This is a genomic window from Paraburkholderia sp. SSBN10T (assembly GCF_056619545.1).
This window is the reverse complement of record NZ_JBWQQI010000024.1, coordinates 88407-101308: the sequence shown is the minus strand read 5'-3', so window position 1 is coordinate 101308 and position 12902 is coordinate 88407. Positions and strand designations below refer to the sequence as shown.

The window sequence follows — 12902 nt, the reverse complement described above, 5'->3', positions numbered from 1 at the left end:
AATACGGAGCATATCAATGAGCACCCCCCAGCAACCTGCCGCCGGCGCGCAAGCGGCCAACAACGGTAAACGCAAGCGCATGATGACGCTGCTCGTCATCGTGATCCTGATTGCCGCGATCGCCTACGGGCTGTACTACTTCCTCGTGGCGCGCTTCCACGAGTCGACCGACGATGCGTATGTGAACGGCAACGTCGTGCAGATCACGCCGCAAGTGACCGGCACGGTCATCGCGGTCAATGCCGACGACACCCAGACGGTGAAGGCCGGCGACCCGGTCGTCGTGCTGGACCCGGCCGACGCACGCGTCGCGCTGCAACAGTCCGAAGCCAATCTCGGCCAGGTGGTGCGCCAGGTGCGCGGCCTGTTCGCCGACGACAACCAGTACCAGGCTCAGGTGGAAGTGCGTGAAGCGGATCTGTCGCGTGCCCAGGACGACCTGCGCCGCCGCATGATGGTGGCCCAGACCGGCGCCGTGTCGCAGGAAGAAATCTCCCACGCCCGCGACGCCGTGAAGAGCGCCCAGGCCGCGCTCGACGCCGCCAAGCAACAGCTCGCCTCGAACCGCGCGCTGACCGCCAACACGACGATCGCCGACCACCCGAACGTGGAAGCTGCCGCCGCCAAGGTCCGCGACGCCTATCTGGCCAATGCGCGTAACACGCTGCCGGCGCCGGTCACCGGCTACGTCGCAAAGCGCTCGGTGCAAGTCGGCCAGCGCGTCTCGCCGGGCAATCCGCTGATGGCCATCGTGCCGCTGAATGGCGTATGGGTCGACGCGAACTTCAAGGAAGTGCAACTGAAGCATATGCGCATCGGCCAGCCGGTCGAACTGACGGCCGACGTGTACGGCTCGTCGGTCGTGTTCCACGGCAAGGTGGTGGGCTTCTCGGCAGGCACGGGTTCGGCCTTCTCGCTGCTGCCGGCACAGAACGCGACCGGTAACTGGATCAAGGTGGTGCAGCGCCTGCCGGTGCGGATCGCCCTCGACCCGCAAGAGCTCGAAAATCATCCCCTGCGGATCGGCCTCTCGATGAACGTCGACGTCAGCATCAAGGACGAAAACGGCGGCCAACTGGGCGATGCACAGAACACGGTCTATCAGACCAACGTGTTCGACAAGTACGGCGACCAGGCCGACGCCGAAATCGCCCGCATCATTGCTGAAAATGCCGGTTCTAATGCGGGACAAAGCACCAGCCAAAGCGGTGGTGCACAGAAGTCGGCCTCCCGCGACACGAAGGCACCGACCAAGGCAATGTAAGGCTGCGCCGCGTTCCAACAAGGTTTCTACTTCATGGCTCAGGCTCAAGCGCAAGTCCCTCATCCGCCGTTAGAGGGCGCGCAACTGGTGATCGGCACCATCGCGGTGTCGCTCGCCGTTTTTATGAACGTGCTCGACACCTCGATTGCGAACGTGTCGATCCCGTCCATCTCCGGGGATCTGGGCGTTTCTTCCGATCAGGGCACCTGGGTGATCACCTCGTTCGCCGTGGCGAACGCAATCTCCGTGCCGCTGACCGGCTGGCTCACCGAGCGCATCGGCCAGGTGCGCCTGTTCATGGCGTCGATCGTCCTGTTCGTGATCTCGTCATGGATGTGCGGCCTCGCGCCGACGCTGCCCTTCCTGCTCGCCTCGCGCGTACTGCAAGGCGCGGTGGCCGGGCCGATGATTCCGTTGTCGCAGACCTTGCTGCTCGCCAGCTATCCGCGCGCAAAGGCGCCGATGGCGCTTTCCATGTGGGCAATGACCACGCTGATCGCGCCGGTGGCGGGGCCGATTCTGGGCGGCTGGATCTCGGACAACATCTCGTGGCCGTGGATCTTCTACGTCAACATTCCGGTCGGCACGATTGCCGCCATCGCGACATGGTCGATCTTCCGCAATCGCGATTCGGTGATCCGCAAAGCGCCGATCGACGGGGTGGGACTCGGCTTGCTGATTGTCTGGGTCGGCTCGCTGCAGGTGATGCTCGACAAGGGCAAGGACCTCGACTGGTTCTCATCGACCACGATCGTGGTGCTGGCGCTGACCGCGGTCATCGCGCTCGCGTTCTTCATTGTCTGGGAGTTGACCGCGGAGCATCCGGTGGTCGACCTGTCGCTGTTCAGCAAGCGTAATTTCACGGGCGGCACGATTGCGCTGTCGATCGGCTATGGGCTCTATTTCGGCAATCTCGTGCTGTTGCCGCTGTGGTTGCAGACCGACATCGGCTACACGGCGACGGATGCCGGCCTGGTGATGGCGCCGGTCGGGCTGTTCGCGGTGCTGCTGTCGCCGGTCACCGGCAAGATTCTGCCGCGTACAGATCCCCGCTATATCGCCACCTTGTCGTTCCTCGTGTTTGCGCTGTGCTTCTGGATGCGCTCACGCTACACAACCGGCGTGGATGAATACTCGCTGCTGCTGCCTACGTTGATTCAGGGTATCGGCATGGCAGGCTTCTTCATTCCGCTTGTGTCGATCACCTTGTCCGGCCTGCCGGGCAACCGGATTCCGGCGGCGTCGGGCTTGTCGAACTTCGTGCGGATCATGTGCGGCGGTATCGGCACGTCGATTTTCCAGACAGCCTGGGATCACCGCACCATCCTGCATCACGCGCAACTGACAGAGCAGGCCAATGCGTATAACCCGGTGTTCGATCAATCGATCCGGCAGATGGGTGCGGCCGGTTTCAATCAACCGCAAGCGTACGGCCTGTTCAACAACATGGCGTCGCAGCAGGCCGCGCAGTTGGGCGTGAACGATCTGTTCTTTATCTCGGCGGGGATTTTTATCGCGCTGATTGCACTGATCTGGATCACCAAGCCCGAGCGCGCGGGCGGCGATGCCGGTGCGGCAGCCGCGGCGGCGCACTGATATCTGATGGGGTGGGCGGTGCTTAGGAAGGCTTAACGCGCCGTCTCCGCAGCGTTCGTGCAGCAAAGAAAATGGCGGTACCGCAGTGATGCGGTACCGCCATTTTTGTTTCGCACGAGTCGCGCTCTAGCTCGCCGCAGTCACCACCAGCCGCTCGGGCGCAAGCACGCCCTCGCCCAGCTTCGCGACGCCCAGCAATCTCCCTTCTGCCGCATAGACTCGCACGCGCTCGGCGTTTGCCGCCTCGCCGCTCAACTCCAGATCCGCGATCCGCAAGCGCTGACCGTGCAGGAACCGCCGTGTCGCTTCAGCATCGAGCTGCACCGCCGGGAAAGTCGACAGCAGGGCATCGACCGGCTGCAGCCATTGGTCGCGCTCGCCTTCGGCGGCGTCGGACAACACATCGAGCGTCACCGCATGTTCCAGCGTCAACGCACCGACGCCGGTACGCCGCAACGCAACCAGATGCGCGCCACAACCCAGCGCCTCGCCGATATCCTCAGCCAGCGTGCGCACATACGTGCCTTTGCTGCAGGTCACGCGAAACGTTACGTCGGGCAGCGCGCACGCCAGCATCTCCAGCGCGAGGATCGTGACCTGGCGCCCTTCCCGCTCGACTGTCTGGCCCGCCCGGGCGTACTCGTACAAGGGCTTGCCGTCGCGCTTCAGCGCCGAATACATCGGCGGCACCTGCACGATATCGCCGCGAAAGCGTGCCATTGCCGCCACGACCGCCGCCTCGTCGCAGCTCACCTCACGCGTTTCGACCGCCTCGCCTTCAGCGTCGCCAGTGGCCGTGCGGATACCGAGGCGCATGGTGGCCTCGTAAGTCTTGTCGGCTTCGAGCAGGTCCTGCGAGAACTTGGTCGCTTCGCCGAAACACAGCGGCAGCAAACCGGTAGCGAGCGGATCGAGCGTGCCGGTATGGCCCGCCTTCTTCGCCAGATAAAGGCGCTTCACCCGGATCAGCGCGTCGTTGCTCGACAGGCCGATAGGCTTGTCGAGCAACAATACACCGTCGAGCGCGCGACGCGGCACACGGGGCCGTTGAGGTGCGGTCATATCAGAGAGTGAGGACGAACAAAAATCAGCTACATAGCAAACCGCGCACTCAGTCTTCTTTGGCGCGGTTCGCGTTCGCCTCGTCGATCAGGCGCGACATCTCCACGGCCCGTTCGATCGTCTTGTCATAGTGGAAATGCAGCGTCGGCACTGTGTGAATATGCAGGCGCTTGAACAACTGGTTGTGCAGATGACCGGCCGCGTGACTCAGCGCTTCGAGCGTCTGTTGCGGGTCGCCGGTCAGCGTCGTGAAGTAGACCTTCGCGTGCGCGTAGTCCGGCGTCAACTCGACGCTTTGAATCGTGACGATGCCGATGCGCGGGTCCTTGACCTCGCGCAGCAGCTCGGACAGATCGCGCTGGATCTGGTCGGCGATCTGCACGTTGCGATTGGGAGAAGTACGTTTCTTAGGCATGGTGAATCCGTGATCCGTTTGAGCGGATGGCAATGAGGTTTGCGCGTCAGCCGCGGGAGGCGGCGCGCGCAAACGACAGGCACAAAAACAAGGGGCGGAGGGGCTCAAGCGCCCGCTCCGCCCCTTCAGCGTTGCGCCTGAATTACAGCGTACGCGCGACTTCGGTGACTTCGAAGACTTCGAACTGATCGCCTTCGACGATGTCGTTGAAGTTCTTGATCGACATCCCGCACTCGAAGCCCTGACGCACTTCCTTCACGTCGTCCTTGAAGCGCTTGAGCGAATCGAGCTCGCCCGTGTGAATCACGACGTTGTTGCGCAGTACGCGCACCGACGACGAGCGCTTGACGAAACCGTCCGTGACCATACAGCCGGCCACTGCGCCGACCTTCGGTACCTTGAAGACCTGACGCACTTCGACCATACCGGTCACGACTTCGCGCTTCTCCGGTGCCAGCATGCCCGACATCGCAGCCTTCACTTCATCCACAGCGTCATAGATGATGTTGTAGTAGCGAATGTCGATGCCGTTGGCTTCCGCCAGCTTGCGAGCCTGAGCGTCCGCACGGGTGTTGAAGCCGATGATGACCGCCTTCGAAGCCGTTGCCAGGTTGACGTCGTTTTCGCTGATGCCGCCCACCGCGCCATGCACGATCTGCACACGCACTTCGTCGGTCGACAGCTTTTGTAGCGATTGCACCAGCGCTTCCTGCGAGCCTTGCACGTCGGCCTTGACGATAAGCGGCAGGTATTGCACTTCGCCTTCGCCCATCTGTTCCAACATGTTCTCGAGCTTGGCGGCCTGTTGCTTGGCCAGCTTGACGTCGCGGAACTTGCCTTGACGGAACAGCGCGACTTCACGTGCCTTGCGCTCATCCGGCATCACGATGACTTCTTCGCCGGCCTGCGGCACTTCCGACAGACCTTGAATCTCAACCGGGATCGATGGGCCGGCCGACTTGGTCGGCTTGCCGGTTTCGTCGAGCATGGCGCGCACGCGGCCATAAGCGCTACCTGCCAGCACAACGTCGCCGCGGTTCAACGTACCCGACTGGACCATGATCGTTGCGACCGGACCCTTACCCTTATCGAGCTTCGCTTCGATGACCAGACCCTTGGCCGGTGCTTCGACCGGTGCCTTCAGTTCCAGCACTTCGGCTTGCAGCAGCACGTTTTCGAGCAGATCGTCGATGCCCGCGCCAGTCTTGGCCGACACCGGCACGAACGGCGAATCGCCACCGTATTCTTCCGGCACGACGCCTTCGGCGACGAGTTCCTGCTTCACGCGCTCCAGATTGGCATCCGGCTTGTCGATCTTGTTGATCGCGACGACGAGCGGCACACCGCCGGCCTTCGCGTGAGCGATCGCTTCCTTCGTCTGCGGCATCACGCCGTCGTCGGCTGCGACCACCAGAATCACGATGTCGGTTGCCTTGGCACCGCGAGCACGCATGGCCGTGAAGGCCTCGTGACCCGGGGTGTCGAGGAACGTGATGACGCCGCGCGGTGTTTCCACGTGGTAAGCGCCGATGTGCTGCGTAATCCCGCCCGCTTCACCCGCTGCGACCTTGGCGCGGCGGATGTAGTCGAGCAGCGACGTCTTGCCATGGTCGACGTGACCCATGACGGTCACAACCGGCGGACGCGGCAGCAGTTCCGCGTCGGAAATTTCGCCTTCGACCAGCATGGCTTCCGGATCGTCCAGCTTGGCCGCAACTGCGTGGTGGCCCAGTTCTTCGACGATGATCATCGCCGTTTCCTGATCCAGCATCTGGTTGATGGTGACCATCTGGCCGAGCTTCATCATCGACTTGATGACTTCCGACGCCTTCACGGCCATCTTGTGGGCCAGATCGGCAACCGTAATGGTTTCCGGCACGTGCACTTCACGCACGATCGGTTCGGTCGGCGCCTGGAACGTGGTGTTCTGATCCTGATGCTTGCCGCGGCCTTTCGGCCCACCGCGCCAGCCGCGATCGACACCGCCGCTCGTATCACCACGCGTCTTGATGCCGCGGCGCTTCGCTGCGTCGTCCTGCCAGCCGCCCTTGCCTGCGCCCGGCTTCTTCTTGTCGCCAGCCGACGGCGCGGTGGTGGCAGCCGGTGCCGCCGCTGCCGGCTTCTTCGCTGCCGGACGGGCCGGTGCTTCGCCGGCCGGACGGGCCGGCTTGTGCAGCGTGCCCTTGGCTTCCACAGCCTTGGGCGCCTCGACGACAGGCTTGGCCGCCGGCGCCGGTTCCGGCGCCTTCACCTGGGCCTTGCGCGGCGTGTTCATCATCTCGCGAATTGCACGCGCTTCGGCTTCTGCCTTGGCGCGGCGCTTGCTGATTTCTTCCTGCTCGGCGCGCGTCTTTTCCGCGGCTTGACGCGCTGCGTCTTCCGCCTTCTTCGCGGCTTCGCGTTGCGCGGCACGTTCGGCTGCAGCGCGTTCGTCATCCTGCTCGCTCGCGGCAGCCGGTGCGGCGGCGGGCTCTACCGCTTGCACGACCTGCTCGGCCTTCTTCTGCGCAGCCGCTTCCGCTGCGGCAGCAGCACGCTTTTTCGCCGCTTCCTCTTCCGCACGGCGGCGCTCGGCTTCGGCAGCCTGCTCGCGTGCCTGGCGCTCGGCCTCTTCGCGCTCGAGCTGTTCCTGGCGCGCTTTCAGTTCCTGAGCCTGCTTTTCGAGCAGCTCGGCTTCGTGACGCGCTTCTTCCTCGCGGCGTTGAAGTTCGAGATCATCCGTATCGATCTCGGCCTCGGCTACATGAATCGATGCATCGCCGCTTTCGCCACCCGCTTCGTCGCGGCGGACGAACGTGCGCTTCTTGCGCACCTCGACCTGAATGGTACGAGCCTTACCCGTCGCGTCGGATTGCTTGATCTCCGACGTATGCCGTTTCGTAAGCGTAATCTTGCGCTTGTCCGCATCAGTCGAGCCGTGAGACTTGCGCAAGTGGTCGAGCAGACGCGCCTTGTCCGTTTCGGACAGGGTGTCGTCTTCGCTCGCTTTGGTGACGCCCGCCGCCTGCAGCTGCTCGAGCAGCACGCCGGCAGGCATTTTCAGTTCCGCGGCAAATTGGGCTACGTTGTTACTCGCCATTCATTCCTCTTAATGCAAGGACCGATTCCTTGCGGTTAGCATCGGGTCATGCGGCCTGACGGCCGCGTTCAATTTAGTGCGCCATGGTCATTTCTCACTGGAACCAATGTTCACGTGCTTTCATGATCAACGCCTTAGCGGCATCCTCTTCCATTCCGGTCATTTCGACCAATTCATCTACAGCCAGCTCGGCCAGTTCGTCACGCGTGTGAATCTGATGTTCAGCCAGCCTGGCGAGCAGGTCGGCGTCAATGCCGTCCAGGCTCTTCAGGTCGAGCGCGACATTTTCGACCTTCTCTTCGTTCGCGATCGCCATCGTCAGCAGTGCATCGCGTGAGCGATTGCGCAGTTCGTGAACGGTATCCTCGTCGAACGCTTCGATCTCGAGCATTTCGTTGAGCGGCACATAAGCGATCTCTTCGAGACTCGTAAAGCCCTCGTCGATCAGGATGTCAGCCACTTCTTCGTCGACATCGAGACGCGCCATGAACAGGTCACGCAGAACACCGCGTTCCTGATTCTGCTTTTGCGCAGATTCGTCCGGCGTCATGATATTGATCTGCCAGCCGGTGAGTTCGCTGGCAAGACGCACGTTCTGGCCGCTACGGCCGATTGCGACCGCCAGTTCGTTCTCGTCGACGACGACGTCCATCGAATGCTTTTCTTCATCGACGACGATCGACTGCACGGCTGCCGGCGCGAGCGCGCCGATCACAAACTGGGCGGGATCTTCCGACCATAGCACGATGTCGACGTTTTCGCCACCGAGCTCGTTGCGCACAGCCTGCACGCGCGAACCGCGGATGCCGACGCAGGTGCCGATCGGATCGATGCGCTTGTCATAAGCGACCACGCCGATCTTGGCGCGCACGCCTGGATCGCGTGCGGCAGCCTTAATTTCGAGCAGACCCTGCTCGATTTCCGGCACTTCCATCTCGAACAGCTTCATCAGGAACTCGGGCGCCGTGCGCGAGAGTTCGATCTGCGGACCCCGAGCGGTGCGATCGACCTTGGCGATATAAGCGCGCACGCGGTCGCCCACGCGCAGGTTTTCCTTCGGAATCAGCTGGTCGCGGCGCAGCAGCGCTTCAACACGGCCCGACTCGACGATGAAATTACCCTTGTCGAGGCGCTTGACCGTCCCGGTCATGATGTTCTCGCCGCGCTCCAAGAAGTCGTTCAGGATCTGCTCGCGCTCGGCGTCGCGCACCTTCTGCAGGATCACCTGCTTGGCGGCCTGCGCGCCGATGCGGCCGAATTCGATGGACGGCACCGGTTCTTCGATGTACTCGTCGAGCTGCGCGTCGGGCTTCTGCTCACGCGCTTCGAACAGCAGGATTTCCTGATCCGGCTCTTGCAAACCGGCTTCGTCCGGCACCACGCGCCAGCGGCGGAACGTTTCGTGCTCGCCGCTTTCACGGTCGATATGGACGCGGATATCCGCATCTTCTTCGAAGAGTTTCTTGGAGGCCGAAGCGAGAGCCGCTTCGAGCGCGGCAAATACCACGTCTTTATCGACGTTCTTCTCGCGTGCCAGCGCATCCACCAGCATCAACACTTCGCGACTCATTGTTTGCGGCTCCTAAAGTCAACTTTCGGAACGAGGCGTGCTTTATCGATGTCCGCGAGCGTGAAATCGAGCATCGCGGCGCCTTCCTTCCCTTCAAATTCCAGACCGATCGTCTCGCCTTGCGGAGCATGCAGAATGCCCCGGTACGATTTCCGTCCGTCCAATGGCTTTTTCAATGTAATTGCCACTTCGCTGCCTGCGAAGCGTTCGAAATCCGCCAGTTTTTTCAGCGGGCGGTCGAGACCGGGCGACGACACTTCAAGCCGCTCGTAATCGATATTTTCGACCGTCAGAACGTGCTGGAGCTGACGCGTGACCTTTTCGCAATCTTCGATTGCGATACCGGCCGGCTGGTCGATGTAGATACACAGCATGCCGCGCCCGGTGCGCTCAAGTTCGACGAGCTCGTAGCCGAGGCCCACGACCGTGGTTTCAATCAGTTCCGTCAGTTGCACAGTGCCCTCTAAGATGTTCGCGCGGCAAGCCTGCCGGTTTTACCTGCAAACAACCTGCGGGCCGCGCGCCAAGCCGGCGCACGTTCCTGCTACCCGAGATGCCGAACCACAAACTGAAGCGGCAAAAAAAAATGGGCGAAACGCCCATCATCTTATTGCCGGTGGTCGCATCTGAGCCGCATATAAAAAGCCGCACGCCCAGCGACTCTGCGATTGTAGCCATTTTTCAGGACAAACGCAAACCGGCGGAATGCATAAAACCGGCATTTCCGCTTGATTTCACTGCAATCTTTTGTCCGGACGGAGGCTTTCGCACATGATTCGGCGCAGGTTGCGGGACGCGATCGCGCGATGGGTCTTGCCCCCATCTTGCCCCGAATGTTGCACCGGGTTTTACCCCGGCCCTCACCTTGCGCCTGTATGCTGCCCTGTTACGCCGCGTTACCGGCCACGCGAGCGTCCGCGCGGCGCGCCGCCGCGATTTGCGCCGGCGTTCGGATTGCCGCCGCCCGAGCGGTTCGGGTTGCCGCTGCGATTACTGGCGCCCGGACCGCGGCCGCCGCTGCGGGGATTGCCACCGCCCGCTGCGGCAGCCCGCTTGCCGCCACCTGCCGGGCGATTGCCATTGCCCGACGGCGCACGATTGCCGTCCACGTCGCGGCCGCCGCGCGGCGCATTCGCACCGCCGCCGCTGCTCATCGGGCCCGAGAAACCGCCGCTCGCGCCGCGACCTGCACCACGGCCATAGCCGCCACCGAAGCCGGAGCCCGCGCCACCGCCGAAGCCGCCACCGGCTGCGCCGCGACGCTGGCCACCGCGCGGCGGCTGCTGGTCGAAGCGGCCGTGCGACATCAGCACCGGCTCGCGATTGATGAAGCCCATCGAGGTCTGCATCGGATCCGGCTGCTTGCGCTCGGGCGCCGCGTTGCGGCCGCCCTTCTCTTCGCTGGCGACCTTCAGGCCGACCGACGCCATCAGGCTACGCACCTGATTGTCTTCGAGTTCTTCCCAACGGCCGCGCTTGAGGCCCTTCGGCAACGAGATCGGGCCGTGGCGGGTACGGATCAGGCGGCTAACCATCAGACCGGCCGCTTCGAACATGCGGCGCACTTCGCGGTTACGACCTTCAGCCAGCGCAACGTGATACCAGTGATTGGTGCCTTCGCCACCGCCATCGCGGATGCGCAGGAAGTTCGCCGGACCATCTTCCAGCTCGACGCCGTGCAGCAATTTCTGGCGCATCCCTTCGGCCAGCTCGCCGACCACGCGCACCGCATACTCACGCTCGACGCTGTAACGCGGATGCATGAAACGGTTCGCCAGATCGCCTGAGGTGGTCAGCATCAGCAGGCCCTCGGTGTTGAAGTCGAGGCGGCCGACCGCGAGCCACTTGGCGGTTTTCATCGGCGGCAGCTTGTCGAACACCGACGGACGGCCTTCCGGATCGGCATGACTGACGATTTCGCCGGTCGGTTTGTGATACAGCAGCACGCGCGGCGGCTTGTTCTGCAGCTTGCGCTTGACCGGCTTGCCGTTGATGCGCACCTGATCGGTCGGCATGATGCGCTGGCCGATATGGGCCGGCTCGCCGTTGACCGAAACGCGGCCGGCAATGATCAGCTCTTCCATGTCGCGGCGCGAGCCCATGCCGGCTTCGGCGAGCACCTTGTGCAGCTTCGGCGCGTCGTCGTCCGGCGACAGCACGCGCTTGGGCGCGGCCGGCTTGCCACGGCGCAGCATCGGGGCGCGCACGCCGCCGGTGGTGCTGTTATCCGCATCGAACGCGGGCGATGTGACGTACGAAAACAGATCGTCCTGGGCGGCTTCCGCAACCGCTGCCGGCGCTTCGCCGCGACGGTTCTGGCGCGCCCGGCCGCCTTCGCGGGGGCCACCCTCGCGAGGTGCCCCGCCCTCGCGGGGGCCGCCCTCACGGTTCGCCGCGCCTTCGCGCTTGGCGCCCGCGTTGCGGCGCTGCCCCTGGCCCTTCGCGCCCGGTTCCTTGCGCGGCATGCGCACCTGCGCGACCACTTCGCCGTCCGGCGGCGCTTCGGTCACGACCGGCTCAGTTGCTCCTTCCGCAGCCTTGTTCTTCGCCCCCGCGCGACGCCGCGCGATCAGGCTACGCGGCCCGCGGCGCAGTCCGCGGCGCGGACGTTCTTCGCCCTCGGCGCCTTCAGCGTGCGCCGGACGATCGGACTCGCCCGCGGACGTTTGCGAAGTACGCGTTTCGCCGGCGCGCGCGGAGTGCACGGCGTGCTCGGATTCGGACGAATCGGTATCGTGGGTATCTGTCAAAACAACCTCAAAGTGTCAGGTCGCGCGCGCCCATTGCGGGCGCGGCAAAAGTTCGGTTACGTCAGGCGCTGTGCGACTCGTTTTCGTCGTCGGTCAGTACGCCCGCGTCCTGTGCGGCATCGTGACGATCTTCCGGATCGTCTGCCGGGTTCGACTCGACGGCGTACTCCGTGGTACGGAGCTCGCCCGGGTCGTGCGCGGGTATTGCGGGACCGGCCTGGGAGACCGGGTCCTGATCTTGTGTTGCCTCCGACGCTGTCTCGGCAGTTGCCTCACCAGCACCTGCGGCGGCATGCGGTTCAGCGTGTGTTTCTCCGGCTGCGACGCCGACGGTTGCGGCGCCCGCCTCTGCAACCTCAGTTGCTTCCGTTTCCGCGGGCGCTGCCTCATCCGCATGTTGCGCCGTGGCGGGCTCGGCGGCCTGCTCACCGGCCGCCAGCTGTTCGGCTGACGACTCGACGATCGCAGGCTCTTCGGCCGACGGCTCCGCGCCATCCTGCGCCACGGCGTCCGGAAACTCGATCGCATGCTGACCGAGCAGGTCCGCATTCAGTTGCGCCGACGGGTCGTCGAGCGGCGGCAATTCGTCGAGCGCCCTCAAACCGAGGTCGTCCAGAAACTGCCGGGTGGTCGCGTACAGCGCGGGACGGCCCGGCACATCACGATGGCCGATCACTTCGATCCAGCCCCTATCCTCGAGTTGCTTCACCACCTGCGTGTTCACGGTCACGCCGCGAATCTCTTCGATATCGCCACGTGTAACCGGTTGCCGATACGCAATAATCGCCAGCGTCTCGAGAACGGCGCGCGAATATTTCGGCGGCTTCTCGGGATGCAGACGATCCAGATACGAACGCATCGCGGGCTTGCTTTGAAAACGCCAGCCCGACGCCAGCCCGACCAGTTCCACACCTCGTCCGGACCAATCCTGCTTCAGGTCCTCGAGCAACGTGCGAACCGTATCTGCCGACACGCCGTCGGCAAAGAGCTTGCGCAGCTCACCGAGCTTTAAAGGCTCCTGCGCGCAGATCAAGGCAGTCTCGAGGACGATCTTCGCCTCTTGGGTATTCATGCAGCTAGGTCAGACCCTGTGGTCAAAGAACCGGATCAAACAGACGATATGGAACTGAAGACGCGCTCGCCCGATTCTGATCGGTCATATTGAT

At 63.5% G+C, this 12902-nt stretch carries 10 protein-coding genes; 3 read left to right on the top strand and 7 right to left on the bottom strand.

The window, feature by feature from the left end:
- Window positions 1-16: 16 nt before the first annotated feature.
- Both AC1ECK_RS29595 and AC1ECK_RS29590 read left to right on the top strand, forming a co-directional pair.
- Window positions 17-1264, top strand: coding sequence for an EmrA/EmrK family multidrug efflux transporter periplasmic adaptor subunit (locus AC1ECK_RS29595; RefSeq protein ID WP_480325580.1), 1248 nt, complete (start codon window positions 17-19; stop codon window positions 1262-1264).
- 33 nt (window positions 1265-1297) lie between these two features.
- A complete protein-coding gene (locus AC1ECK_RS29590; RefSeq protein WP_480325578.1) occupies window positions 1298-2860 on the top strand; it encodes a DHA2 family efflux MFS transporter permease subunit in 1563 nt (520 codons plus the stop codon).
- 126 nt (window positions 2861-2986) lie between these two features.
- Here AC1ECK_RS29590 and truB read toward each other — a convergent pair whose 3' ends face one another.
- From truB to rimP, 5 genes are all read right to left on the bottom strand, one after another.
- Window positions 2987-3922 carry a tRNA pseudouridine(55) synthase TruB gene (gene truB / locus AC1ECK_RS29585; protein WP_480325576.1) on the bottom strand — a complete coding sequence of 312 codons (936 nt, stop codon included), beginning with the start codon at window positions 3920-3922 and terminating at the stop codon, window positions 2987-2989.
- A gap of 49 nt (window positions 3923-3971) precedes the next feature.
- Window positions 3972-4337, bottom strand: coding sequence for a 30S ribosome-binding factor RbfA (gene rbfA, locus AC1ECK_RS29580; RefSeq protein WP_480325574.1), 366 nt, complete (start codon window positions 4335-4337; stop codon window positions 3972-3974).
- Window positions 4338-4479: 142 nt separating this feature from the next.
- On the bottom strand, window positions 4480-7416 hold the full coding sequence (gene infB, locus AC1ECK_RS29575) for a translation initiation factor IF-2 (RefSeq protein WP_480325572.1): 2937 nt from the start codon (window positions 7414-7416) through the stop codon (window positions 4480-4482).
- Between the two features lie 94 nt (window positions 7417-7510).
- The gene (gene nusA / locus AC1ECK_RS29570; RefSeq protein ID WP_480325570.1) at window positions 7511-8986 is read right to left on the bottom strand and encodes a transcription termination factor NusA; all 1476 of its coding nucleotides are present in this window, start codon (window positions 8984-8986) and stop codon (window positions 7511-7513) included.
- A complete protein-coding gene (gene rimP / locus AC1ECK_RS29565; RefSeq protein WP_137957936.1) occupies window positions 8983-9441 on the bottom strand; it encodes a ribosome maturation factor RimP in 459 nt (152 codons plus the stop codon). The genes nusA and rimP overlap by 4 nt, the downstream gene beginning before the upstream one ends.
- A gap of 98 nt (window positions 9442-9539) precedes the next feature.
- On the opposite strand from rimP, the gene AC1ECK_RS29560 reads away from it, so the two are divergent.
- A complete protein-coding gene (locus AC1ECK_RS29560; protein ID WP_480325569.1) occupies window positions 9540-9761 on the top strand; it encodes a hypothetical protein in 222 nt (73 codons plus the stop codon).
- Between the two features lie 121 nt (window positions 9762-9882).
- On the opposite strand, the gene rluB is transcribed toward AC1ECK_RS29560, so the two are convergent.
- Together rluB and scpB are read right to left on the bottom strand one after the other, a co-directional pair.
- On the bottom strand, window positions 9883-11736 hold the full coding sequence (gene rluB / locus AC1ECK_RS29555; RefSeq protein WP_480325567.1) for a 23S rRNA pseudouridine(2605) synthase RluB: 1854 nt from the start codon (window positions 11734-11736) through the stop codon (window positions 9883-9885).
- A gap of 61 nt (window positions 11737-11797) precedes the next feature.
- The gene (gene scpB / locus AC1ECK_RS29550; RefSeq protein ID WP_480325565.1) at window positions 11798-12808 is read right to left on the bottom strand and encodes an SMC-Scp complex subunit ScpB; all 1011 of its coding nucleotides are present in this window, start codon (window positions 12806-12808) and stop codon (window positions 11798-11800) included.
- Window positions 12809-12902: the final 94 nt, after the last annotated feature.